Source organism: Kitasatospora sp. NPDC059327, assembly GCF_042752535.1.
GTDB lineage: Bacteria > Actinomycetota > Actinomycetes > Streptomycetales > Streptomycetaceae > Kitasatospora.
Genome location: NZ_JBHYYB010000037.1, coordinates 1 through 24,325, shown reverse-complemented (window position 1 = coordinate 24,325; position 24,325 = coordinate 1). Strand labels below are relative to the sequence as shown.

The 24,325-nt window shown below is 74.0% G+C and carries 23 protein-coding genes; 4 read left to right on the top strand and 19 right to left on the bottom strand.

The annotated features are described in order from the left end of the window. Positions 1-132: 132 nt before the first annotated feature. From ftsY to ACFXHB_RS22655, 6 genes are all read right to left on the bottom strand, one after another. Positions 133-1,341, bottom strand: a complete 1,209-nt coding sequence (ftsY, locus tag ACFXHB_RS22680) for a signal recognition particle-docking protein FtsY (RefSeq protein WP_380576412.1) — start codon at positions 1,339-1,341, stop codon at positions 133-135. A gap of 47 nt (positions 1,342-1,388) precedes the next feature. After that, positions 1,389-5,006 (bottom strand): chromosome segregation protein SMC, encoded by a 3,618-nt coding sequence (smc, locus tag ACFXHB_RS22675; protein ID WP_380576411.1) that lies wholly within the window; start codon positions 5,004-5,006, stop codon positions 1,389-1,391. A 177-nt stretch (positions 5,007-5,183) separates the two neighbouring features. Beyond that, the gene (locus tag ACFXHB_RS22670; protein ID WP_030243474.1) at positions 5,184-5,387 is read right to left on the bottom strand and encodes a hypothetical protein; all 204 of its coding nucleotides are present in this window, start codon (positions 5,385-5,387) and stop codon (positions 5,184-5,186) included. 422 nt (positions 5,388-5,809) lie between these two features. After that, positions 5,810-6,109, bottom strand: a complete 300-nt coding sequence (locus ACFXHB_RS22665; RefSeq protein ID WP_380576410.1) for an acylphosphatase — start codon at positions 6,107-6,109, stop codon at positions 5,810-5,812. A gap of 35 nt (positions 6,110-6,144) precedes the next feature. Next, the gene (locus ACFXHB_RS22660) at positions 6,145-6,642 is read right to left on the bottom strand and encodes a winged helix-turn-helix transcriptional regulator (protein WP_380576409.1); all 498 of its coding nucleotides are present in this window, start codon (positions 6,640-6,642) and stop codon (positions 6,145-6,147) included. Positions 6,643-6,852: 210 nt separating this feature from the next. After that, positions 6,853-8,217 carry a hypothetical protein gene (locus tag ACFXHB_RS22655; protein WP_380576408.1) on the bottom strand — a complete coding sequence of 455 codons (1,365 nt, stop codon included), beginning with the start codon at positions 8,215-8,217 and terminating at the stop codon, positions 6,853-6,855. 326 nt (positions 8,218-8,543) lie between these two features. Between ACFXHB_RS22655 and ACFXHB_RS22650 the strand changes: the two genes are divergently transcribed. Then, entirely contained in the window at positions 8,544-9,464 is a 921-nt protein-coding gene (locus tag ACFXHB_RS22650; RefSeq protein ID WP_380576453.1) for a hypothetical protein, read from the top strand. 62 nt (positions 9,465-9,526) lie between these two features. Here the strand turns inward: ACFXHB_RS22650 and mutM are convergent, their stop codons facing one another. From mutM to ACFXHB_RS22600, 10 genes are all read right to left on the bottom strand, one after another. Beyond that, positions 9,527-10,420 carry a bifunctional DNA-formamidopyrimidine glycosylase/DNA-(apurinic or apyrimidinic site) lyase gene (mutM, locus tag ACFXHB_RS22645; RefSeq protein WP_380576407.1) on the bottom strand — a complete coding sequence of 298 codons (894 nt, stop codon included), beginning with the start codon at positions 10,418-10,420 and terminating at the stop codon, positions 9,527-9,529. A gap of 51 nt (positions 10,421-10,471) precedes the next feature. Further along, a complete protein-coding gene (gene rnc, locus ACFXHB_RS22640) occupies positions 10,472-11,260 on the bottom strand; it encodes a ribonuclease III (protein ID WP_380576406.1) in 789 nt (262 codons plus the stop codon). 20 nt (positions 11,261-11,280) lie between these two features. After that, complete coding sequence (gene rpmF / locus ACFXHB_RS22635) at positions 11,281-11,454, bottom strand: 50S ribosomal protein L32 (RefSeq protein WP_188303282.1); 174 nt, start codon at positions 11,452-11,454, stop codon at positions 11,281-11,283. Between the two features lie 2 nt (positions 11,455-11,456). Continuing rightward, positions 11,457-12,125 carry a YceD family protein gene (locus tag ACFXHB_RS22630; protein WP_380576405.1) on the bottom strand — a complete coding sequence of 223 codons (669 nt, stop codon included), beginning with the start codon at positions 12,123-12,125 and terminating at the stop codon, positions 11,457-11,459. 151 nt (positions 12,126-12,276) lie between these two features. Continuing rightward, positions 12,277-13,455: a cell division initiation protein gene (locus ACFXHB_RS22625; RefSeq protein ID WP_380576404.1), complete on the bottom strand. Its 1,179-nt coding sequence runs from the start codon at positions 13,453-13,455 to the stop codon at positions 12,277-12,279. A gap of 200 nt (positions 13,456-13,655) precedes the next feature. Further along, positions 13,656-14,150, bottom strand: coding sequence for a pantetheine-phosphate adenylyltransferase (gene coaD, locus ACFXHB_RS22620; protein ID WP_380576403.1), 495 nt, complete (start codon positions 14,148-14,150; stop codon positions 13,656-13,658). Positions 14,151-14,199: 49 nt separating this feature from the next. Further along, positions 14,200-14,784, bottom strand: a complete 585-nt coding sequence (rsmD, locus tag ACFXHB_RS22615; RefSeq protein WP_380576402.1) for a 16S rRNA (guanine(966)-N(2))-methyltransferase RsmD — start codon at positions 14,782-14,784, stop codon at positions 14,200-14,202. 154 nt (positions 14,785-14,938) lie between these two features. After that, positions 14,939-15,469, bottom strand: a complete 531-nt coding sequence (locus ACFXHB_RS22610; protein ID WP_380576401.1) for a hypothetical protein — start codon at positions 15,467-15,469, stop codon at positions 14,939-14,941. A 131-nt stretch (positions 15,470-15,600) separates the two neighbouring features. Beyond that, complete coding sequence (recG, locus tag ACFXHB_RS22605; protein WP_380576400.1) at positions 15,601-17,829, bottom strand: ATP-dependent DNA helicase RecG; 2,229 nt, start codon at positions 17,827-17,829, stop codon at positions 15,601-15,603. A 106-nt stretch (positions 17,830-17,935) separates the two neighbouring features. Further along, positions 17,936-19,618 carry a DAK2 domain-containing protein gene (locus tag ACFXHB_RS22600; RefSeq protein WP_380576399.1) on the bottom strand — a complete coding sequence of 561 codons (1,683 nt, stop codon included), beginning with the start codon at positions 19,616-19,618 and terminating at the stop codon, positions 17,936-17,938. 299 nt (positions 19,619-19,917) lie between these two features. On the opposite strand from ACFXHB_RS22600, the gene rpmB reads away from it, so the two are divergent. Beyond that, entirely contained in the window at positions 19,918-20,103 is a 186-nt protein-coding gene (gene rpmB / locus ACFXHB_RS22595; protein WP_014138233.1) for a 50S ribosomal protein L28, read from the top strand. A gap of 154 nt (positions 20,104-20,257) precedes the next feature. Here the strand turns inward: rpmB and thiD are convergent, their stop codons facing one another. The 3 genes from thiD to ACFXHB_RS22580 form a co-directional block, all read right to left on the bottom strand. Then, positions 20,258-21,103: a bifunctional hydroxymethylpyrimidine kinase/phosphomethylpyrimidine kinase gene (gene thiD / locus ACFXHB_RS22590; RefSeq protein ID WP_380576398.1), complete on the bottom strand. Its 846-nt coding sequence runs from the start codon at positions 21,101-21,103 to the stop codon at positions 20,258-20,260. Positions 21,104-21,127: 24 nt separating this feature from the next. Beyond that, positions 21,128-22,153 (bottom strand): 6-phosphofructokinase, encoded by a 1,026-nt coding sequence (locus tag ACFXHB_RS22585; protein WP_380576397.1) that lies wholly within the window; start codon positions 22,151-22,153, stop codon positions 21,128-21,130. Positions 22,154-22,334: 181 nt separating this feature from the next. Then, positions 22,335-23,300: a thiamine-phosphate kinase gene (locus tag ACFXHB_RS22580; RefSeq protein ID WP_380576396.1), complete on the bottom strand. Its 966-nt coding sequence runs from the start codon at positions 23,298-23,300 to the stop codon at positions 22,335-22,337. Positions 23,301-23,517: 217 nt separating this feature from the next. Between ACFXHB_RS22580 and ACFXHB_RS22575 the strand changes: the two genes are divergently transcribed. Both ACFXHB_RS22575 and ACFXHB_RS22570 read left to right on the top strand, forming a co-directional pair. After that, complete coding sequence (locus tag ACFXHB_RS22575) at positions 23,518-23,751, top strand: Lrp/AsnC family transcriptional regulator (RefSeq protein WP_380576452.1); 234 nt, start codon at positions 23,518-23,520, stop codon at positions 23,749-23,751. Between the two features lie 20 nt (positions 23,752-23,771). After that, entirely contained in the window at positions 23,772-24,284 is a 513-nt protein-coding gene (locus ACFXHB_RS22570) for a DUF3515 domain-containing protein (RefSeq protein ID WP_380576395.1), read from the top strand. Positions 24,285-24,325 lie beyond the last annotated feature (41 nt).

The following is a 24,325-nucleotide window of genomic DNA, read 5'->3' as shown; positions in this document are numbered from 1 at the left end:
CACGCCCGCACGGGCCCCCTCCGCCCCTCCCCACCCGCCCTGACCCGGTCGGGACCGCACCCGCCCGCCGCCCCGGGACATGCCGAAGGGCCCGCCCCTCGCGGAGCGGACCCTTCACCGGGAGGGCGGGGCTCAGTCCCCGATCAGCGCGTCCACGAACGCGCCGGGTTCGAACGGCGCCAGGTCGTCGGCGCCCTCGCCGAGCCCGATCAGCTTGACCGGGACACCCAGCTCGCGCTGCACCGCGACCACGATGCCGCCCTTGGCGGTGCCGTCCAGCTTGGTCAGCACGATGCCGGTGATGTCGACCACCTCGGCGAAGACCCGGGCCTGGATCAGACCGTTCTGGCCGGTGGTGGCGTCCAGCACCAGCAGCACCTCGTCCACCGGGCCGTGCTTCTCCACGACCCGCTTGACCTTGCCCAGCTCGTCCATCAGGCCGGTCTTGGTGTGCAGCCGGCCCGCGGTGTCCACCAGGACGGTGTCGGCGCCCTCGGCGATGCCCTCCTTGACCGCGTCGAACGCGACCGAGGCCGGGTCCCCGCCCTCGGGGCCGCGGACGGTCCGCGCGCCGACCCGCTCGCCCCAGGTCTGCAGTTGGTCGGCGGCGGCGGCGCGGAAGGTGTCGGCCGCGCCGAGCACCACCGTGCGACCGTCGGCGACCAGCACCCGGGCCAGCTTGCCGGTGGTGGTGGTCTTGCCGACGCCGTTGACGCCGACCACCAGGACGACGGCCGGGCCGTCCTCGTGCTTGGTGGAGTGCACCGTGCGGTCGGCCTCGGTGCCGATCAGCTCGACGAGCTCCTCGCGCAGCAGGGCGCGCAGCTCGTCCGGGGTGCGGGTGCCGAGCACCTTGACCCGGGTGCGCAGCCGCTCGACCAGCTCCTGGGTGGGGGTCACGCCGACATCGGCGGTGAGCAGGGTGTCCTCGATCTCCTCCCAGGTGTCCTCGTCGAGGTGCTCGCGGGAGAGCAGCGAGAGCAGCCCCTTGCCGAGCGAGTTCTGCGAGCGGGAGAGCCGGGAGCGCAGCCGGACCAGCCGGCCGGCGGTGGGCTCGGGCACCTCGATCGCCGGGGCCGGCTCGGCCTCGACCGCCTCGACCGCCTCGGGGGCGGCCTCGGTCTCGGGGAGCTCGACCTCCTCGACGGTGCGTCGGGGCTCCTCGGTCGGCGGCGCGGCCTCCTCGCCGACCTGGGGCTCTTGCGGGGTCTTGGGCGCCGTGATGACCGGCGCCTGCGACTTCGGGGGGAGCTGCTGGCGTCGTCTGCCGGAAACGACGAGGCCCGCGATCGCGCCGATGGCGACCACGGCGATGACTACGGCAAGGATCACGTATTCCATAACCCGTCCAGTATCCGTGACGACGGCGCGGACGGACCGCAGGCGGACTACGCGGAAACGGTACGGCTCTCCTCCGGCCGCTCCGGGCGCTCCCCGCCGGCCCGCCGCCGGGTCGGCGCCTCCGGCCGCAGCCGCTGGCTGATCACCTGGGAGATGCCGTCGCCCTTCATGGTCACGCCGTAGAGGGCGTCGGCGGACTCCATGGTCAGCTTCTGGTGGGTGATCACGATCAGCTGGGAGCTCTCCCTCAGCTCCTCCATGATCCCCACCAGCCGGCGCAGGTTGGTCTCGTCGAGCGCCGCCTCGACCTCGTCCATCACGTAGAACGGGCTGGGCCGGGCCTTGAAGATCGACACCAGCAGCGCCACCGCGGTCAGCGAGCGCTCCCCGCCGGAGAGCAGCGAGAGCCGCTTGACCTTCTTGCCCGGCGGCCGGGCCTCCACCTCGACCCCGGTGGTCAGCATGTCGGCCGGGTCGGTGAGCACCAGCCGCCCCTCCCCGCCGGGGAACAGCCGCGCGAAGACACCCTCGAAGTGGGCGGCGGTGTCGTGGTAGGCCGAGGCGAACAGCTGCTCGACCCGCTCGTCCACGTCCTTGACGATGTCGAGCAGGTCGCGCCGGCTCCGCTTGAGGTCGTCCAGCTGCTCGCCGAGGAAGGTGTGCCGCTCCTCCAGCGCCGCGAACTCCTCCAGGGCCAGCGGGTTGACCTTGCCGAGCTGCTGGTAGGCCTTCTCCGCCGCCCGCAGCCGCTTCTCCTGCTCGGCCCGGTCGTACGGACGCGGCTCACCGGGCGCCTCGTCGCCGTCGGGCGCGGGCGGCGGGACGAGCCGGTCCGGTCCGTACGAGGCGAGCAGCTCGCCGCCCTCGATGCCGAACTCCTCCAGCGCCCGGGCCTCCAGTTGCTCGATCCGCAGCCGCTTCTCGGCGCGCAGCACCTCGTCCCGGTGGCCGGCGTCGACCAGCTTGTCCAGCTCGTCCTTGAGCTCCCGGCCCTGTTCGCGGTGGTCCCGCAGCTCGGTCTCGCGTTCGGCGCGCGCCTGCTCGACGGCGGCCCGCCCGGCGTCCGCGCGGGCCAGTGACACCTCCAGGCAGGCGAGCAGCTGCCGGGCGCCCGCCGCCACGGCGTTCGCCACCCGGGCGTCGTGCTCGGCGCGCAGTCGGCGCTCGGCCGCGCGGGCGCGCGCCTCGCGCTCGGCACGGGCGGCCCGGTCCAGCTGGTCCGCGCGGCCGGCGAGCGCGCGGACCCGTTCCTCGTGCGTCCGGACCGCGAGCCGGGCCTCCAGCTCGGCCTGTCGGGCGCCGACCGCGGCCTCGGCCAGCCGCTGCTGCTCGGCCGGGTCGGGTTCGTCCTCCCCCGCCTCGGCCGACTCCTCGGCGGCCGCGAGCCGTTCGGCCAGCTCCTCGGCGGTGGCGAGCAGTTCGGCCAGCCCCCGCTCGGCCCGGGCGGCGGCGGCCGCGAGCCGTTCGGCCTCGCCGGCGGCGGCCCGGGACTGCCCGCCGAGCCGGCCGAGCGCGCCCGCCACCTCGGCGCGCTCCCGCTCCGCCTTCCGGCGGGCGGTGGCCAGTTGGTCCAGCTCGGCGGCCGACTCCGCTCGCAGCTCGACGAGTTCGGCCAGCCGTCCGGCCGAGTCGGCGCAGCGGACGTCCAGTTCGCCGATCGCCCGGGCCGCCTCGTCGACCGCCGCCTGGGTCTCCAGCAGGCTCGGCGCACCGCCCGCGCCGCCGTACGCGAAGCCCGCGCCGAGCCGGTCCCCCTCGGCGGTGACCGCGACCCACGCCGGCTGCCCGGCCACCAGCCGCACCGCCTCGTCGAGCGAGCCGACCACCGCGATCCCGGCCAGCAGGGAGCGCACGGCCGGCAGCAACGGGGCCGGCCCGTCGACCAGTTCGGCGGCCCAGCGGGCGCCGGGCGGCAACTCCCCCGGCTGTCCGGACGGTTCGGGCCCGCCGGCGATGAGCAGCGCGGCCCGGCCGGCGTCCTCGGCGCGCAGCAGCCGCAGGGCCTCGGCCGCCGCGACGGCCGAGTCGACCGCCACCGCGTCCGCCGCGACGCCGAACGCCGCCGCGACGGCGCCCTCGTGCCCGGGGGCGATCCGCAGCAGCGCGGCCGCCGGGCCGAGCAGCCCGGCCAGCCGGTCGCCGGCCGCCAGCAGGGCCCCGCTGCCGTCCTTGCGGCGCAGCCCGAGCGCCAGGGCCTCGCGCCGCGCGGTCAGCCCGGCCCGCTCACGCTCGGCGGCGCCGGCGCTCTCGCGGGCGCCGGCCAGCTCGCGTTCGAGGGCGGCGAGCCGCGCCCGGGCGGCCTCGTGCGCGGTGTCGGCCCGTTCGTCGTCCCCCGCCGAGGCGTCGACCCGCTCGCGCAGTTCCTCGTACGCGACCCGGGCGGCCTCGGCGCGCAGCACGGCCTCGTCCCTGGCCTCGGCGAGCCGGCCGATCTCCGCCTCGGCGGCGGCCGCCTTGGACCGGGCGGCCGCCGCCTGCCCCTGCAGCCGGGCCAGCCCCTCGCGGCGGTCCGCGATGGCCCGGGCCGCGTCCTTGAGCCGCCGCTCCTCCGCGGTCAGCGCGCGCTCCAGCCCGCCCCTGGTCTCGACCGCCTCGGCGAGCGCGTACCGGGCCTCCTCCAGCGCCTCGGCCAGCGCGGCCTCCTCCTCCCGGACGTGCTCGGCCTCCCGCTCCAGCTCCTCCGGCTCCCGGCCGCGCCGTTCCTCGACCGCTCCCCCGGCGGCCGCGTGCCGGGCCCCGGCTTCGGCCAGCCCGACAGTGCCGCGGGTGCGCTCGGCCAGCGCGGAGAGCCGGTACCAGGTCTGCCGGGCAGCCTCCAGGCTCGGGCCGAGCTGCTGGACCTGTGCCTCCAGGACGGCCTCCCGCTGGATCGCCCGGGCCAGCTCCTGCTCGACGGTGGAGCGCCGCAGCTTCAGCGCCAACTCGTCGGCGACCTCGGCCTCGACGGCCTCGCGCAGGGTGAGCAGGTCGTCGGCGAGCAGCCGGAGCCGGGCGTCGCGCAGCTCGGCCTGGATGCCGGCGGCGCGCCGGGCGATCCTGGCCTGCCGGCCCAGCGGTCCGAGCTGGCGGCGCAGTTCGGCGACGAGGTCCTGCACCCGGTTGAGGTTGACCTGCATCGCGTCCAGTTTCCGCAGCGCCTTCTCCTTGCGCTTGCGGTGCTTGAGCACGCCGGCCGCCTCCTCGATGAAGGCGCGGCGGCCCATCGGGTCGGCGTGCAGCACGGAGTCGAGCTGTCCCTGTCCGACGATGACGTGCATCTCCCGGCCGATGCCGGAGTCGGAGAGCAGCTCCTGGATGTCCAGCAGCCGGCAGGTGTCGCCGTTGAGCGCGTACTCGCTGCCGCCGTTGCGGAACATCGTCCGGGTGATGGTCACCTCGGCGTACTCGATCGGCAGCGCGCCGTCGGAGTTGTCGATGGTGAGGCTGACCTCGGCGCGGCCGAGCGGGGCGCGCCCGCTGGTGCCGGCGAAGATGACGTCCTCCATCTTGCCGCCGCGCAGCGACTTGGCGCCCTGCTCGCCCATCACCCAGGAGAGCGCGTCGACGACGTTGGACTTGCCGGAGCCGTTGGGGCCGACCACGCAGGTGATCCCGGGTTCGAACCGCAGCGTGGTGGCGGAGGCGAACGACTTGAACCCGCGCAGCGTCAGACTCTTCAGGTGCACGCGCCGGTCTCCTCGTCGCTCGCCAGGGCCCCAGCGGCGACTGTATCCGGCCGGACCGACGGCAACGGCGTCCGGACACGACGAAGGGACGCCACACAGGGCGTCCCTTGCAAGCTGCGTCCCTTATCGGGGCGGCTCAGTGCACAACGGCGTCGATCTGCGAGGACCGGGCGGGACTCAGGTGAGAGCCGGCTCCCGCTGATCCAGATCGATGCTGTTGAGCAGCGAGTGCTCGTCAGCGACAGCGGTGAGCGCGTCGTTCTCAGCCTGCATCCGAAGAAGCTCGGACTCAAGATCCTGGACGCGCTGCTGAAGCCGTCGCATCTCGGAGAGCATTCGCGGGTCGGGGCCGCCGACGTACCCGAGAAGCGCCTTTGCCATGATGAATGGTCCTCCACGCTGAGTGACCGAACCGGAACGGTACAGGTCTAGGGGGAAGGGGGACGCACGCGCGGCGCGCCACCGGCAGTGCTGGCTGGGCACTACGGCACAACCACCGTGAGCTGGGCTCACGAGGGCGTGCGCCTACCGGATAAACGCGGTCGTGTGCGCGGGTTTCCAGCGTCTCACCAAAGACGGAAAGGGTCAACACGATCACCGCACGCTACCGCGCCCCTGTCACCTGCCTGGCGGTGTCGTCACGCCGGGCGGCCTCGGGCCGGTCCACCAGGTGCTCGTGGATCATCGTTCGATGCGGAGTCAACCACGAGTCTGCCCAGATGGCAACCGCATGACACCGAGGGCCGCCGATCGTTTCACGGGATCGGACCGCGACCGGAGAGCCACCGCCGGCGGCACCCCGCTCAGCGGATCTCGAACCCCGGGTAGCCGGTGCCGACGGCCGTCCAGATCTCCGTCACACCGGTGACGCCGCCGGGCGTGTCCGGACCGCGCAGCAGGGCCAGCAGGTGCTCGCAGTCCGCGGCGAGCCCCTCGGCCACCACCTGGACCCGGCCGTCGCCGAGGTTGCTCGCGTAGCCGGTCAGGCCGATCTCCAACGCCCTGGCCCTGGTCCACCAGCGGAAGCCGACCTGCTGGACCTTGCCCCGCACCCAGGCGGTCACCCGGACCGGCTCCTCGCTGTGTGCGTCGCGACCGTGCATGGACCCGACCCTATCCGGCCGGATCACGGCCCGCGCTACGGCGCCGTCGGGCCGTCCACGGTCCAGCCCGGACTGTGGATCTCCACCTGGAGGTCCGCGCGCCGGCCCTCCTCACCGCAGGTGCGGCAGACCCAGGCCGGGTCGTAGGGGTGCGGCTCGTGCCCGCCGGGGGCGTGCTCGAAGCTCACCGGCGGCTCGGGGAGCAGCCAGCGGTCGCCCCAGCCGAGCAGCGCCTGGGTGAGCGGGGCGAGATCGCGGCCGGCCTCGGTCAGGTGGTACTCGTAGCGCGGCGGCCGCTCGCTGTAGGCGCGGCGCTCGACCACGCCGGCCTCCTCCAGCGCGCGCAGCCGGGCGGTGAGCCGGTCGCGCGGGGCGCCGGTGTTGCGGGCGATCCGGTCGAAGCGGTGGTTGCCGTAGAACAGCTCGCGGACGGCGAGCAGGGCCCACTTCTCGCCGACCACGTGGAGCGCGGCGGCGATCGAGCAGGGCCGGCCGGGGAGGGCGGGCGGGGTCGAAGGCGTGGGGGAGGTCACACCGCCAGCCTGCCACACAGGGTTGCGTTCTCAAACCCAATCGGTGCGGGCCCACCCGCGGAGCGCCGCGCCACCCCCGTCGCCGCACCACCCGCTTCGCCGCGACCGGCCGTGCCCCTACGGCCCGGCCCCGCGCACAGCACCGCGCACAGCACCGCGGCCCCGCCGTTCACCGGCGGGACCGCGGGCCCGGTCGTCGCGACGGCGAGGTCAGAAGCCCCCGCCGAAGTCGCCCCCGCCGCCACCCCCGTCGAAACCGCCGCCGCCGTCGAAGCCCCCGCCGAAGTCACCGGAGTCGAAGTCACCACCGGAGAAGTCGCCGCCCTCGTACCCGGAGCCGCCGTCGTAGCCGCCGCCACCGTCGTACCCGTAGGCCGGGGAGCTCATCATCGAGCCGAGCATCGTGCCGACCAGCAGGCCCGGCAGCAGGCCGCCGCCGCCGAAGCCCCCGAAGTAGCCGCCCGCCCACGGGCCGTACGCCGGGCCGGCGTTCCAGTACGGCTGCGGGCCGTGCTCGGTCGGCACCGTCCGGATCTCCGGGTCCTGCCCGGTGGCCAGCCGGTCGGCGTCCGCCCGGCAGACCGGGACGGTCCGCGCCGCGCCACCCGCCGGGGCCCAGTCCGCGTCCTGGACGGACGGGCCGTGCCGCGGGTCGAAGAAGCACGGCGGACGCCGCTCCGGCACCGGCCGCTTCGTCCGCCGGGCGTCCAGCGTGGCCAGGGCGAACCGGCCGTCCTCCAGTGCCTCGGTGACCGGTTTGACGTCCTCCGGTCCCTTGGCCTCGTCCATGCTGCGCTTGGCCCGCTCGTAGGAGTCGAGGGCGTGCGTGTAGTCGGCGCGCTGGACGTCGTCGGCGTCCGGGGCGCCCGGGCTGAAGTCGAGCCGGTCCAGCTCCTCGCCGAAGGCGGTGATGTCCTCGTCCACCACCCGGCGCAGCTGGGCCAGTTCGGCCCGGCGCTGCTCCTCCTTGCGCTTCCTGGAACGGCGGAAGAGCAGGAAGACGCCGGTGCCGGCCAGCGCCAGCAGGGCCAGCGGGACGACCACCGCCGCCGTCGAGATGCCGCCGGAGTCGCTGTTCACCCCGTGGCCCTTGACCTGGGGGGCGGCGGTGTCGACGAAGTCGTTCAGGGTCGCGCCGATGTCGCCGGGGTGCGAGCGCAGGGACGCGCCCGCGATCCGCTCGGCGCTCGCGGTCGGCAGCGCGGCCTTGTCGGAGCGGGCCTGGAACTGGTCACCCCGCCAGATGCCGTAGACGCCGGTGATGCCGACCTTGGTGCGCAGGTCCGGGATCACCGTGCTCGCGCCGTAGGCGTCGGTCGCCGGGACCACCGCGATGAAGATCGGCTTGTCGGCCTTGCGGATCTTCGCCGTCAGGGCGTCGGCCTGGCTCTGACTGAACCGGCCGGTCATCGCCGGGTCGACGTACACCTGGCCCTGCTTGAGCGCGGCGGCGGCGTCGTCCAGCCCGCCCGCCGCGGAGGCCGCCGGGGCCAGCACGAGCAGCAGCCCGAGCACCATCGCCACCAGGGCCGATGCCCCGGTGCTCCGGGATCGTCGTCGAGCAAGGGTTCTCATGTCATCGACGCTACCCCGCCGGGCCCGCCGCGGCGGCATCCCCTTCGCGTACGGGTGGGCCCGCGCACCCCCACCGTCCGCCGGGGTCGCCGCCCTCCTCGGGGATGATGTTTCCCCGGGTCGCCCCCGAGACCGGCCGCCGCGGGAACCCGGCCGCCGGCCCGGTCGTCCGTCCCGGCAGGCCCACGGCAGGACCACGGCTGCCCGCCGAGCGGTCGCCGGGCAGCAGCCGGGCGACCGGCTCCCATCCCGCGACCAGGCATAGTGGTGGCCGTACCTGGGTCCCCTACCTCCTCTTGACCTCTTCTCCCGATCGGAGCAACTGGGTGTTCATCGGCCTCGTCACCGCCGTGGCGGCCTCCGCCTGCTACGGCACCGGTTCGGTCCTGCAGGCCGTCGGATCACGTCGCTCCGCCCGGGAGGAGGCCGCCGCCGGGGGCACCTCGGCCGGGACCACCGCGCACGGCGGGCCCAGCCTCTCCTCCACCGCGAAGGCCGCCGTCACCTGGGAGTTCATCCTGGGCACGGTCCTCGACTTCATCGGTTTCGGCCTGGGAGCGCTGGCCGCGCGACTGCTGCCGCTGTTCCTCTCCCAGACCATCATCAGCGCCAACCTGGTGATCACCGCGGTGCTGAGCATCAAGCTGCTCGGCATCCGGCTCAAGCAGTTGGAGTGGGCGTCGATCGGCGTGCTCTGCTCGGCGCTGGTGCTGCTGGCCGTCTCCGCCGGACCGGAGGGCGGCCACCACGCGCCGATCTCCTTCCACTGGTGGCTGCTGCTGATCACCACCGTGCTGCTGGTCGGCGGCGGCCTGCTGGTGCGGCGGATGGGCGCCAACGGCGCGATCGTCGCCGGTCTGCTCTCCGGGCTCGGCTTCGGCGCGCTCGGCGTCGGCGTGCGGATCCTCAACGGCGTCCAGCCCTTCGAGCTCGGCGCGCTGCTCTCCGACCCGGCCCTGTACGCGATCCTGGTCGGCGGCATCGGCGGGATGTACGTGCACACCGTCGCCCTGCAGATCGGCTCGGTGAACGGCGCGACCGCCGCCCTGGTGGTCGGTGAGACGGTGCTGCCCGGGGCCGTCGGCGTCATCTGGCTCGGCGACTCCTCCAAGGACGGCCTGGCCTGGCTCGGCGGGGTGGGCTTCCTGCTGGCCGTGGTCTCGGCGGTCGGCGTCGCCTACTTCGGCCAGGACACCCACGGCCCGGCCGGGTCGGACCACCCGCAACCCGAACTCACCAAGCGTTAGCCACGGCGCGCGCCCGCCGGACCGGATCCGGCGGGCCTCGGCGCCGCCGGATCCGGCGGGCCTCAGCGCCCGTCGCGCGCCCGCGGCACGCGCTGGCAGCGGGGGCAGAAGTAGCTGGAGCGGTTCATCCAGGCGGCGCGGCGGATCGGGGTGCCGCACCGACGGCAGGGCTCGTCCTCGCGGCCGTAGGCGTCGAGGTCCCGGGAGAAGTAGCCGCTCTCGCCGTTCACATTGACGTAGAGGCTGTCGAAGCTGGTACCGCCGACGGCGAGGGCGGCCGTCATCACGTCCCGCGCGTGGGCCAGCAGAACGGCCGCCTGCGGGCGGGTGAGCGAGCCGGTCGGGCGGTCGTAGTGCAGCCTGGAGCGCCAGAGCGCCTCGTCCGCGTAGATGTTGCCGACCCCGCTGATCAGGGTCTGGTCCAGCAGCGCCCGCTTGACCGTGGTGCGCCGGGCCCGCAGCGAGGCCACGAACGCGGCGTCGTCGAAGCGCGGATCGAGCGGGTCCCGGGCGATGTGCGCGATGGAGAGCGGCGTGCCCTCCGGGTCACCCTCCTCGGCCTCCTCGACGGCCAGCCCGCCGAAGGTCCGCTGGTCGACGAAGCGCAGCTCGCGGCCGCCGTCGGTGAACCGCAGGCGCACCCGCAGGTGCTTCTCGTCGGGCACCGACGGGTCCTGGACGAGGAGTTGGCCGCTCATCCCGAGGTGGCCGATCAGCGAGAACCCGCCGGCCGGCGGACCGTCGGCGGCGCCGGAGAGCGGCACCCAGAGGTACTTGCCGCGGCGCTGCGCGGAGCCGAGCGTGGTGCCGGTCAGCCGGGCGGCGAAGTCGGCCGGCCCGCCCGCCTGGCGGCGCACGGCGCGCGGGTGCAGCACGTCGACGCCGGCGACGGTCCGCCCGGCGACCCAGTTCGCCAGACCTCGGCGGACGACCTCTACCTCGGGGAGTTCGGGCACGGGAACAAGCCTCCTGCGACAGGGATCTGCAGGAGGAAGGCTACTGCGTGCTCAGGTGCCGGCGGGCAGGCGGTCGGCGTACTTCTCCTTGATCGCCCGCCAGGCGCTCTCCGCGGCCTTCTGCTCGGCTTCCTTCTTCGAGCGGCCGACGCCGCTGCCGAAGTCCTCGCCGGCCACCCGGGCCGCGGCGGTGAAGGTCTTCTCGTGGTCCGGACCGGACTCCTCGACCACGTACTCCGGCACTCCGATGCCCACCGAGGCGGTGAGTTCCTGGAGGCTGGTCTTCCAGTCCAGGCCGGCGCCCAGCTGAGAGGACTCCTCGATCAGCGGGTCGAACAGGCGGTGGACGAACTCGGTGGCCGCGTCCAGACCCTGGTCCAGGTAGACGGCGCCGATCACGGCCTCGACGGTGTCGGCGAGGATCGACGACTTGTCGCGACCGCCGGTACCCTCCTCGCCCTTGCCGAGGCGGATGAACGTCCCGAGCTCCAGGCCCCGGCCGACGTCCGCGAGCGCGCGGGAGTTGACCACCGCGGCGCGCAGTTTGGCGAGCGTGCCCTCCGGGACGTCCGGGTGGACGCGGTAGAGGGTGTCGGTCACCACCAGGCCCAGCACCGAGTCGCCGAGGAACTCCAGGCGCTCGTTGGTGGGCAGCCCACCGTTCTCGTACGCGAACGAGCGGTGGGTCAGGGCACGCACCAGAAGGGCGCGCTCGAGCGTGTACCCGAGGCGCCCTTCCAGGACGTCGTATTCGGTCGAAGCCGGCCCGCCGGCCTTTCCGCCGCCCGAAGTGGCCTTCGGGGCGATGGTCGCCTTGCGGGAAGAGTTACTGTCCGACATCGATCCGTACACCCCGCCGATCAGACCGAGAGGACCTGGCGACGGTTGTACGTGCCGCAGCTCGGGCACGCGATGTGGCCGAGCTTCGGCTCGTGGCAGCTGTCGCACGCCACGAGGGCCGGAACGACGGCCTTCCAGTTGGAACGGCGGTGGCGCGTGTTGCTGCGCGACATCTTCCGCTTCGGAACAGCCACGGCTACTTCTCCTGGTTCTCGGCGGCACCCTCACGGGTGTCGCTGTGCTTGATTCCCCGCCGCCGATCAGCGACTTCGCCGCGGGCCTCGTCGCCGGGGGTGGCGGAGAGTCCCTGCAGTGCCGCCCACCTGGGGTCGGCGGCGTCGTGGTGGTGCGTCGGGTCGTCGCTCAGGCGCGCTCCGCATTCGGAGCACAGGCCCAGGCAGTCTTCCTGGCACACCGGCTGCAGCGGCAGTGCGAGCACCACCGCGTCACGCAGCACCGGCTGGAGGTCGAAGAAATCGCCCTCCAGACGGTAAGTCTCTTCTTCCGAGTCCTCGTCGAGGTCCTCGGTCCCGGCGGTCCGGGCGCGGTGGCGCTCGTCGGACTCCGGGTAGTAGTACAGCTCCTGGAAGTCCACGTCGATGTCGTCCTCGACGGGCTCAAGGCACCGGACGCACTCGCCCTCGATCAGGGCCTCGGCGGTGCCGGTCACCAGCACGCCCTCGACCACCGACTCCAGGCGGAGCTCCAACCGCAGCTCGCTCTTCTCCGGGACGCCGATCACATCAATGATCCCGAGGCCCTCGGGGGCCTCCAGGGTGCGGGACACCTTGCGCAGCGAGCCCGGGCGACGTCCGAGCTCGTGCGTGTCGAACACGAGGGGGTCGCGGTGGTCGAGGCGGTTCAAGGTGTCCTGACTTCCTGAGAAAACTGATGCGCGGTGCTGCTCACCGGACGATGCGCGGGCAGACCGACGGGTCCGGCACGGAGAGGCCGGAGTGGTCAGACTACCGGAGTCTTTGGCCAGGCCCAACTTCGGTCCCGGCCGGCGACCGGGCTCAGCGGCCGCCGAGCTCCCGGAGCCTGGTCATGTCGATCATGCTGGTGTCGAAGAAGCTGGTCTCGTCCAGGCCGGGCTGCTGCTGGTGCTGCTGGGCGACGGCCGGCGGGTTGGCGGGCTGCTGCGGGTAGCCGTAGGCGTCGTACTGCTGCGCCGTGTACCCCTGCTGCGGCTGCGGATAGCCGTAGCCGTTCTGCTCCTGCGCGACCGGGTAGCCCTGCGGCTGCTGCGGCTGCTGCTGTCCGTACCCGTACTGGCCGCCGTACGGGTCGCTCTGGCCCGCCGGGTCGAAACCGCCGCCGTAGACCTCGGCGTACTGCCCGCCCGGCTGCTGCGCGGCGGCGTACTGGTCCGCGCCGGGGGCCTGCCAGCCGGCCGCGGCCGGGGTCTGCTCCGGCCAGGTCTGCTGCTGCGGCACCTCCTCGCGGTACCACGGCACCTCCTCGCCGTCGGGGTCGGCGGCGAAGCCCGCCGCGACCGCCTCGGCGCGGTTCTTGGCCTGCTGGGCCTCGTCGGCGGCGGCCAGGTAGGCGCCCAGCTCGTCGATCGGGGCCTTGCCGAGCAGCTTGTCGCGGCCCTTGCCGACCGCCTCCAGGGTCGCGCTGAGGACGTTCTCCAGGGTGGCGAGCTTCACATCGACGTACTCGTCGACCTCGGGGCTCGGGGTGATCCGCGGCTGCGGCCGGAACTCCTCGCCGTCGCCCTCGCCCTCGTAGCCGGTCTCGAAGACGCTGGAGTCGCCGCGCAGCTTGGTCCGGCCGCGGCCGACCGCGCCGAGCGTCTTGGTGAGCACGACCTCGAAGTTGGCGAGCTTGCTGTCCACGTAGTCGTCGGCCTCGGCGCGCTTGGTCTCGACCTCGGCCCGCGCCTCGGAGAGGATCCGGTCCGCCTCGGCCTGGGCCCGGCGGACCACCTCGGTGTCGGAGATCAGCGAGCCCCGCTCGGCGTGCGCGCCCTGGATGATCCGCTCGGCCTCGGCCTCGGCACCGGCGACCACCTGCTCGTGGTCGGCCATCACCGACTGGGCGTGGGCCAGCTCGGCGGGCAGCGCGGCCCGGAGGTCCTGGAGCAGACCGACCAGCTCGGCCCGGTTCACCACACAGGAGGCCGACATCGGCATCGAGCGGGCGTTCTCGACGGCCGCGACGATCTCGTCGACCTTGTTCTGCACGTCCACGGGGCTTCGTCTTTCCGTGTGCCGCCGACGGTCCGGCGGAGGCAGGCCCGGCGCGGTGGACGTCACCGCAGGGCAGGAACACAGACTTTACGGCCACTGCGGGGCGAGGTCACAACGCCCGGACCGGCCCATCGGACCGGACCGGCGACAAGTGGTGACGAATCGGCAGAAACGGACCGGTCCGAGGACCGGCCGGCCCGCTACCGGGCCTCGGCCTTGCGCTGCGCGATCCGCTCGACCAGCCGACGGTGCACCGTCTCCGGCAGCAGGTGCGAGACATCGCCGCCGTACGAGGCGACCTCCTTGACCAGCGTCGACGACAGGAAGCTGTACGTCGGCGAGGTCGGCAGGAACAGCGTCTCGACGCCGGTCAGCCCGTGGTTCATCTGGGCCATCTGCAGCTCGTAGTCGAAGTCGCTGACGGCGCGCAGGCCCTTGACGATCGCCGGGATGCCGCGCTCCCGGCAGAAGTCCACCAGCAGGCCGAGGTGCGACTCGACCACGATGTTCCCGTACTTGGCGGTGGTCTCCTCGATCAGCGCGATCCGCTCGTCGATGGTGAACATGCCCTGCTTGTTCCGGTTGATCGCGACCGCGACATGCACCACGTCGTAGAGCTTCGAGGCCCGCTCGATGATGTCGAGATGACCGTTGGTGATCGGGTCGAACGATCCGGGGCAGACGGCGCGGCGCATGGCGTGGATGCTCCCTCGTGGGGTGACGGGTCCTGCGGGCCTCGGCCCGCTACGAGTGTGGGCGGGCCTCGGCGGCGGCGCGACCGTACCAGAGCGTGCCCTCGCCGTAGCGGCGCGAGCGCAGCACCTCGAAGCCCTCGGGCCAGCCGAACTCGCCGCCTCGGGTGCTGCGCTCCACGGTGACGAGTGCGTCGGCCGCGAGCCAGCCCCCGGCCAGGAGTGTGATCAGCATCTCGCGCAGCTCGTCGTCGGTGACGACGTAGGGCGGATCGAGGAAGACCAGGTCGTACGGGGTCTCCGGGGGCGGCCCGGCGATCACCTTCTCGGCCCGGGAGGCCACCACCACCGCGCCGGGCAGGTCGATCGTCCGGACGTTGTCCCGGATCACCCGGGCCGCCTGACCGTCGGCCTCGACCAGCAGGACGTGCTCGGCGCCGCGGGACAGCGCCTCCAGGCCGACCGCGCCCGATCCGCCGAACAGGTCCAGCATCCGGGCCCCGTGCAGGGTGCCGCGCAGCGCCTCCAGGGTGGAGAACATCGCCTCGCGGGCCTTGTCGGAGGTCGGGCGGGTGCTGCGGCCGGGCGGTACGGCCAGCCGGCGGCCGCCGGCCGCCCCGGCGATGACGCGGGTCATGGTGGTGGGAGGTCCTTTCGTCGCTGCCCGACCACGCTATACGGCCCCGGGGGACGGGGACGCCCCGAGGCCGCGAACACCCCGGGGCGCCGACCGTCCGACCGGTGCGCGATCCGGTGCCCGCGGCCCCGGCGCCGGGGCCGCGGGCACCGGTTCAGCTCGCGTCCGCCGCCGGCCGCGCCGGGACGGCCGCGCCGAGCAGCGCCGGCGAGGCGTAGCGGGACCACGAGAGGCAGCCGTCGGGCGGGCAGTACTCGGGGCGGCGCGGGTCGTGCCCGAGCTCGCGCAGCTTGGTGCGGACGGAGTCGGGGGTGCGGCCGAAGCGGGCGGCGATCCGGGCGACGGTCTCGCTGTCGTGGAACCGCCGGACCAGCTCCTCCTCGTGCTGCGGCACCCAGGGGGCGCCGTGCCCGGGGTAGAGCTCACGCAGTACGTCACGGTCGGGGATGGGCTCGGAGACATCGGCGACGATCGCCAGCGCCCGGAGCGCGCGGTTGAGCGCGATCCGCAGCGAGGCGACGTCCTCGACCGGCAGACGGAGCTTGCCCGAGGCGAGCGGCGCGGCGGCCGCCCCCTCACGCCAGCCGGTGAGGGTGAGGGTGACCTCGCGGTCGTCGTCGCTGGCGAGTTCGATCCGGAAGACCTTGTCGCCCAGCGGGAGCTCGTTGAGATGACGGAATGCCATGGCAGGACCCCCAAGTGTCGTGCCAGGTACGCACCTTGGAGGCGCGCCCTGAACAACTACATTCTCTCGCGGGGGTCTGACAATCGACCGGCCGACGACCCCGCCGGCCGGGCTCCCGACAGGGAAGGGGTTCAGCCCTTCTCCAGGTACTCCGCGCGGTCGGCGTCGAGCAGGCTCTCCAACGCGGTGCGCAGGTCCGGGTGGGCGGTCAGCCCCGGGTCCTCGGCGACCAGTCGGGTGGCCTCGGCCCGGGCCGTCACGATGACCTCCTCGTCCTCCAGGACGGAAAGCACCTTCAGCGAGGACTTCACCCCGGACTGCGCCTGGCCCAGCACATCGCCCTCGCGCCGCTGTTCGAGGTCGATCCGGGACAGCTCGAAGCCGTCCAGGGTGCCGGCCACCGCCTCCAGCCTGGCCCGGGCGGCGCTGCCCGCCGGCATGTCGCTGACCAGCAGGCAGAGCCCGGCCGCGCTGCCGCGCCCGACCCGGCCGCGCAGCTGGTGCAGCTGGGAGACGCCGAAGCGGTCGGCGTCCATGATCACCATCGCGGTGGAGTTGGGGACGTTGACGCCCACCTCGATCACCGTGGTCGCCACCAGGACGTCCACCCCGCCGGCCGCGAACCGGCGCATCACCTCGTCCTTGGCGTCGGGCGCGAGCCGGCCGTGCAGGATCTCCACCCGCAGCCCGGCCAGCGGGCCCTTCACCAGCTGCTCGGCGGTCTCGACGACCGACAGCGGGGGGCGCCGCTCGTCGCTCGCGGCGCCCGCGCCCGCCTCCGCGCCGGTGAGGTCCTCCAGGTCCTCGGCCGGTGCGGACCTGCGCTTCTTCTTGGGGTCAGCCGGGTCCTCGTCCCCGATCCGGGGGCAGACCACGTAGGCCTGGTGGCCCTTGGCCACCTCCTCGCGGACCCGCTCCCAGGCCCGGGCCAGGAAGTTGGGCTTCTCCAGGGCCGGGACGACATGGGTGGAGATCGGCGAACGGCCGGCCGGCAGCTGGTCCAGCACCGAGGTCTCCAGATCCCCGAAGACGGTCATCGCGACGGTGCGCGGGATCGGGGTGGCCGTCATCACCAGCAGGTGCGGCGGCTGCTCACCCTTGGCCCGCAGCGCGTCCCGCTGCTCGACGCCGAAGCGGTGCTGCTCGTCCACCACGACCAGGCCGAGGTCCTGGAACTGCACCTTGTCCTCGATCAGCGCGTGGGTGCCGATCGCGATGCCCGCGTCCCCGCAGGCCATGTCCAGCATCGCCTGCCGGCGGGCCGGGACGCCCATCGAACCGGTCAGCAGCACCACCCGGGTACCGAGGTCCGAGCCGCCCAGCAGGCCGCCCTCGGCCAGGTCCCCCATCATCTCGACGATCGACCGGTGGTGCTGCTGCGCCAGGACCTCGGTGGGCGCCAGCAGGACGGCCTGGCCGCCCGCGTCGACCACGGCGAGCATCGCGCGCAGCGCGACGAGCGTCTTGCCCGAGCCGACCTCGCCCTGGAGCAGCCGGTGCATCGGGTGCTCGGTGGCCAGGTCGGCGAAGATCTCGGCGGCGACCTTGAGCTGGCCGTCGGTGAGGGTGAAGGGGAGCCGGGCGTCGAAGGCGTCCAGCAGTCCGCCCTCGCGGGCCCGGCGCGGCTTGGCCGGCAGCGCCGAGTCGGCGGCCCGGCGGCGCGCGAGCGCGACCTGGAGGACGAAGGCCTCGTCCCAGCGGAGCCGGCTCTGGGCGCGCTCGCGGTCGGCCTGGCCGCGCGGCCGGTGGATCAGCTCCAGCGCCTCGGGGAGCGGGATCAGGTCGTGCCGCTCGCGCAGCTCCGCCGGCAGCGGTTCGCCGACGTCGTCCAGGTGCTTGGCGAGCGCGGTCTCGACGCAGATGGACAGCTTCCAGCTGGGCATCTGGGCGCTGGCGCCGTAGACCGGGATCAGCCGGCCGGCGAACTGCCGGGCGGCGTCCGATCCGGCGTCCTCGTCGAGCAGTTGGTAGTCCGGCGAGACCAGCTGGCGGCTGCGGTTGAAGACGCCGACCTTGCCCGCGAACAGGCCCTGGGCGCCCGTCCTGAGCTCCTTCTGCCGCCAGCCCTGGTTGAAGAAGACCAGCGAGAGCCGGCTGCGGCCGTCGGTGACGACCACCTCCAGGCGGTCCCCCTTGCGGCCGCGGAACGGGATCAGGGTGACCTTCTCGATCCGGGCCAGCACGGTGACGTGCTCGTCGATCTCCAGCTCGTCCAGGCTGGTGAGCTGGCCCCGCTCGACGTAGCGCCGCGGATAGTGGTGCAGCAGGTCCCCGACCGTGCGCAGCTTGAGGCTGTCGGCGAGCACCTTGGCGGTACGGTCGCCGACGAGCTTGGTCAGTGGTTCATCGAGAGCGCCCATCAGGCCCTTGTTTACACCACCGGACCGACATTCCGGGCGCCACCCGCGGCCCGGCGCCGCCCACCGCGCCCGGCCGACGCCACCGCACCACCCGCCCGCCCGCCCGCTACTCCACGCCGATGAGCAGCGGCGCGGACTCCTGGCCGCCGCGGAAGACCACCGCGTCGACCTCCGGCCGCCGGTGCCGGGCGTGCGCGACCAGCCGCTCGGCCAGCTCCTCGTCCACGCCCTCGCCGAGGATCAGGGTGACGAGTTCGCCGCCCGCGCCGAGCATCCGGTCGAGCACGCTCGTCCCGACCTCGGCCGGCCCGGTGCCGATCACCACCACGTCCCCGTCGATCAGGCCGAGCACGTCCCCGGCCTGGCAGACCCCGGCCATCGTCCAGGACTCCCCCTCGGCGACGGCGAGCTCGGCGTACCGGGTGGCACCGGCCGCGGAGGTCATGGCGACCACGTCCTCGTCGAAGCGCCGGCCGGCCTCGTGCACGGCGAGCGCGGCCAGGCCCTGGACCGGCGAGCGGGTGGGCAGGACGGCGATCCGCACGCCCTCCTCGCGCAGCTGGGCGGCGGCGGCGCCCGCGGCGGCCCGCAGCTCGGGGTCGTTGAGCAGCAGGACGACCTCACGGGCACCCGCCCGGCGGACGGCGGCGGCGAGTTCGGCGCTGGCCGGGGGCCGGTCCGGGTCGGCGTGCAGGACGACGGCGCCGGCCTGCTCGCAGAGCTCGGCCAGGCCCGCGCCGGAGACCACCGAGAGCACCGCCCTGGTCCGCTCCTCCCGCTCGCCCCGGTCGTCGGCGGTGCCGGACCGGGCGGCGGCCTCGGCGAAGTGGGTGATCCGGATCCGGTGCGGTCGCCCGGCCCCCAGCCCGGCCTCCACGGCGGCCCCCGCGTCGTCCACGTGCACATGGACGTTCCAGAGGCCGTCGCCGCCACCGACCACCAGCGAGTCGCCCAGTGCGGCGAGCCGCTCGCGCAGGGCGGGCAGCGCCTCGTCCGGGGCGTCCAGCAGGTAGATCACCTCGAAGGCGGGGTGTCCCGGACCGGCCGGCCGCAGATGGGGGGTCTCGCACCGCGCGCCGGAGGGCGGGCGGCGGTGGCCGACGGGCGGGCCCTCGAAGCTCTCGACCGGCCGGACGTCACCGCGCAGCGCGACCGGACCCATCGGCTGGTGGCCGGCCACGGCGTCGGCGAGCGCCCCGAGGACGGCGACCAGGCCGCGTCCGCCGGCGTCCACCACACCGGCCTCGGCCAGGACGGCGAGCTGTTCGGGGGTGTGCCGCAGCGCGTCCCGGGCCGCCCGGTAGGCGGTGTCGGCGACCTGGGCGAGCCCGTCACCGGCCCGGGTCGCCTCCCGGGCCGCCACCCGGGCGACGGTCAGCAGGGTGCCCTCGACGGGTTCGGCGACCGCCTGGTAGGCGGAGTCGGCGGCCTGCTGGAGGGCGGCCCGCAGCTGGTCGGCGCCACCGCCGCGGGCCAGCTGCTCAGCGGTGCCGCGCAGCCACTGGGCGAGGATCACGCCGGAGTTGCCCCGGGCGCCGACCAGCGCGCCCCTGGCCATCGCCCGGGCGGTCTCGGCCAGCCCGGGGGCCGGGCCGCCCGCCGGGTCGGTGAAGCGGCTCTCCACGGCGGCGGCGGCCGACTCGACGGTCAGATAGAGGTTGGTGCCGGTGTCGCCGTCCGGGACGGGGTAGACGTTGAGTGCGTCGATCTCCTCGCGGGCCTGGCCGAGCGCGCGCAGGGCCAGCTGGCACCAGCTGCGCACGGCCGGGGCGTCGAGCGTGGTCAGCACCAGGTCTCCTCCGGGTGGGACGCCGTGATGGCCTGACGGGCGGCGACACGGTCAGGGCAGCGGCGAGGGGTGGTACCGGCAGGTTATCGGGGGCCGGGGGCGGCCGCCGGAAGCGGCGAGCGCAGCGATCACCTGCGCAGACGTGGTAGTTTCGTTGAACGGAAGCAAGCGTTGTATGCTCTTCCGGTTGCCTGGAACAGTCCAGGCTCACCCCATTGATCTGATCTGGTTCACGTGAGTGCTCCGGTGGGTTGGCGGGGTTTCGAACGTAAATGATCTGAAGTCTTGGAGTGACTCCTGTGGCTGCCAACTGCGACGTCTGCGGCAAGGGGCCGGGCTTCGGCAACAGCATCTCCCACTCTCACCGCCGTACCCCCCGTCGTTGGAACCCCAACATTCAGACGGTGCGCGCTGTGATTGGGCGGACGCCGAAGCGGCTCAACGTCTGCACCTCGTGCATCAAGGCCGGTAAGGTCTCGCGCTGACGCGCAGACCGGTAAGCCGGTCCTCCAGGAAGCCGGTCCATCCTCGGGTGGACCGGCTTCCTGTTTCTCGGACCGGCCGGTTCCTCCGAGCGTGCTCGGAGCCGCCACGGGCGGGCCCTCGGGCCCGCCCGTGGTCGTTTCCGGCCGGGACCGCTCAGCGCCAGCGCCAGGCGTGGTCCACCGGGCCGATGCCGGCCCCGAGCGCGAACCCGCCGGCGATCGCGCCGGTGATGTAGGCCTTCGCCGAGGCCACCGCCGCGGGCAGCGGCTCGCCCTTGGCCAGCTGGGCGGCGATGGCGCTGGCCAGCGTGCAGCCGGTGCCGTGGGTGTGCCGGTTGTCGTAGCGGGGCGCGCGGTACCAGTGTTCCTCCCCCGGCCCGCCGTACAGCAGGTCGGCGGCCTCGCCCTCCAGGTGCCCGCCCTTGACCAGGACCCAGCGCGGCCCGAGGTCGTGCAGGGCCTTCGCCGCGTCGAGCATCTGGGCCTCGTCCTCGACGGTGCGCCCGGTGAGCTGCGTCACCTCGTGCAGGTTGGGCGTGGCGAGGGTGGCGACCGGCAGCAGCTTCTCCCGGACGGTGGCGACGGCCTCGGCGGCCAGCAGCGCGTCGCCGTGCTTGGAGACGCCGACGGGGTCGACCACCACCGGGGCCCCGACCCCGGCCAGCAGCTCGGAGACGGTCTCGACCAGCTCGATCGAGGCGAGCATGCCGGTCTTCACGGCCTGGACCCCGATGTCGTCCACCACACTGCGGAACTGGGCCCGGACGGCCTCGGCCGGCAGCTCCCAGTACCCCTGGACGCCGAGCGAGTTCTGCGCGGTGACGGCGGTGATCACGCTCATGCCGTGCACGCCGAGGGCCAGCATCGCCTTGAGGTCGGCCTGGATGCCGGCGCCGCCGCCGGAGTCGGATCCGGCGACGGTGAGCACCCGCGGGGGTGCGGAGGAGGGGCCGGCCGGGAGGCGGCCGCCGGGAACGGGGGCGGAGGACGGGAGGGACATGGGACCCAACCTACCCGCGCCGCCTCAGAGCACCGCTTCGGATTCCGCCCAGCGGTCCTGCGGCACGGTCTTGAGCTGGGTGACCGCCTCGGCGACCGGCACCAGCGCGATGTCGTTGCCGCGCAGCGCGGTGAAGTGGCCGAAGGCGCCCTTGTGGACGGCCTCCACCGCGTGCCAGCCGAAGCGGGTGGCGAGCACCCGGTCCCGGGCGGTGGGGGTGCCGCCGCGCTGGGTGTGACCGAGGATGACCGGCCGGGCCTCCTTGCCGAGCAGGTTCTCCAGCTCGTTGGCCAGCCGGTTGCCGATCCCGCCGAACGTCCGGTGGCCGAACTGGTCGACGTCGCCGTGGTCGAAGCGCATCGTGCCGGGCAGCGGGGCCGCGCCCTCGGCGACGGCGATGATCGCGAACTTCTTGCCCCGGGAGAAGCGGTCCTCGACCATCCGGGCCACCCCCTCGATGTCGAAGGGCTTCTCCGGGATCAGGATGCCGTGGGCGCCCCCCGCCATCCCGGCGGTGAGGGTGATCCAGCCGGTGTGCCGGCCCATCAACTCCACCACCATCACGCGCTGGTGTGATTCGGCGGTGGTCTTCAGCCGGTCGATCGCGTCGGTCGCGACGTGCACCGCGGTGTCGAACCCGAAGGTGACGTCGGTCGCGTCGATGTCGTTGTCGATGGTCTTCGGCACACCGACCACCGGCAGCCCGGCGTCGCTGAACATCTTGGCGGCGGTCAGCGTGCCCTCGCCGCCGATCGCGATCAGCGCCTCGATGCCGATGTCCCGGGCGAGGGTCTGCGCGTTCTCCACCGCCCAGGCGATCCGGTCCCGCTGCACCCGGGCCGAGCCCAGGATGGTGCCGCCGAGGGTCAGCAGACCGGTGACGTCGTCGTGCGAGATCGGCCGGGTGCGGCCCTCGATCAGGCCGAGGAAGCCGTCCTCGATGCCGACGATCTCGTCGCCGTGCACATCGGTCCCCCGGTGCACCACGGAGCGGATCACCGCGTTGAGTCCGGGGCAGTCGCCGCCGCTGGTCAGGACACCGATGCGCATGGTGGCTGTGCTCTCCCGCTCCGCAGTGGTTCAGACCACCCACGCCTGGGGGCGGGTGGGCCCGATCGAGCGCAAGCCTACGCGGTCCACCCGCCCGGACCGGTGCGCCGCTCGTCCGGAGCGTCACCCGCGTCACCCGTGTCCGACCGTCACCCACCCGTCGCGGCGACCGGCGTACCGGTCACTCGGCGAAGTGGTCCCAGCCGCCGACCCGGTCCCAGGGCTCGCCGTCCACCGTCACCCGGCCGCCGCGCGACGGCCGGGCCCGGCCGGTCACCTCACCCACCACGCGCCAGCGGGCCGGGAGTTGGACACCGCGCGGGAAGGTCGCCACGATCGCGTGGTCCTCACCGCCGGAGAGCACCCAGACCAGCGGGTCCACCCCGACCGCCTGGCCGATGTCGGCCATCTGAGCCGGGACGTCGAAGTCCGCGGCCCGCAGGTCGATGTCCATCGCGCTGGCCCGGGCGACGTGGCCGAGGTCGGCCACCAGTCCGTCACTGACGTCGACCATCGCGGTGGCGCCCAACTCGGCCCCGGCCGGGCCCGCGTGGTACGGCGGCTCGGGCCGGCGGTGCGCCTCGACGAAGGCCCGCGGCGAGCGGAAGCCGCGCTGCAGCACGGTCAGCCCTGCGGCGGACCAGCCGAGCCAGCCGGTGACCGCGACCACGTCGCCCACCTGGGCCCCGGAGCGCGTCACGGGCGCGCGCCCCTGGAGGTCACCGAGCGCCGTGATGGCGAGGGTGATGACATCGCCGCGCACCACATCGCCGCCGACCACCGTGGCGCCGGCCACCTGGCACTCGTCGCGCAGCCCGTCCATCAGCTCGGTGGCCCAGGTGGTGGGCAGATCGGCGGGGGCGACCAGGCCGAGCAGGATCGCGGTGGGCACCGCGCCCATCGCGGCCACGTCGGCGAGGTTCTGGGCGGCGGCCTTGCGGCCCACGTCGTAGGCGGTCGACCAGTCCCGGCGGAAGTGCCGGTTCTCGATTAGGACGTCCGTGGTGGCGACCACCCGGCCGTCCGGTGCCTTCACCACCGCGGCGTCGTCCCCCGGACCGAGGTCGACCGCGTCGGTGAGCGGTACCCGGGCCGTCAGCTCCCTGATGAGTCCGAACTCGCCGAGCTCGCCCACGGTCCCCTGCATCTGCCGTCCTCTCGCGTTTCCATCGGAATCAGAACTCGTGCGCCCCCGGTCCCCCGCGCGCAGCGTACGCCCTCCGGAGGTGCCGAAGTCTCCCCTCCCCGGCCCGCTGCGCGGTAGCGTGGTGATCGGAATGCCGGTGAGCCCGTTCCCCACCCCCGACGCCCGAACGGGCGAGCACGGCGCCGTCCCCCGTACCCAGCCGCCGGGAGGTCCCCCCGTGGTACAGGCATACATCCTGATCCAGACCGAGGTCGGCAAGGCCACCTCCGTGGCCCGGTCCATCGCCGGGATCCCCGGAGTCCTCCAGGCCGAGGACGTCACCGGCCCGTACGACGTGATCGTGCGGGCCGAGGCCGAGACCGTGGACGACCTCGGTCGCCTGGTGGTGGCCAAGGTCCAACAGGTCGAGGGCATCACCCGCACCCTCACCTGTCCGGTGGTCCACCTGTAAGCCCCCGTTACCATCGCCGGGTGGCCCGAGAACCCCGCGTCCCCCGCTTCCTGGCGGCCCTGCCCGCCCCCGTCCGGTGGCTCGCCCTGCCCCTGGCGCTGAGCTGTACCGTCGTGGTACTGCTCGGCAGCTGGGGCGCGCCCGCGAAGATCGAGGTGCCGACGCCCACGGGCAGAGCCGCCACGTACTGCCAGGCGCTGGCCGCGGCACTGCCGCAGGAGCTGCTCGGCCACGCCCGCAAGGATCCGTCGCCCGCCTCCCCGTACGTGGCCGCCTGGGCCAGTTCGCCGCGCGTCGTGCTGCGCTGCGGCGTGGAGCGGCCGGAGCAGCTGAACGGCGAACACGCCAAGGACATCTCCCCCACCATCGACGGCGTCACCTGGTGGTCCGAGAAGCTCGACGACGGCGGCTACCGCCTCACCACCACGCTGCGCGGGGCCAACGTCGAGCTGACCGTCCCCGGCGGGTCGTTCGCCAACCCGCTCGACCCGGTCGCCGCCCTCAACGGCCTGGTGAAGGCCAACGTCCCGTAGCGCACACGCGGCGGCGGGGCGGTCCGGGAGCTCCCCCGGAC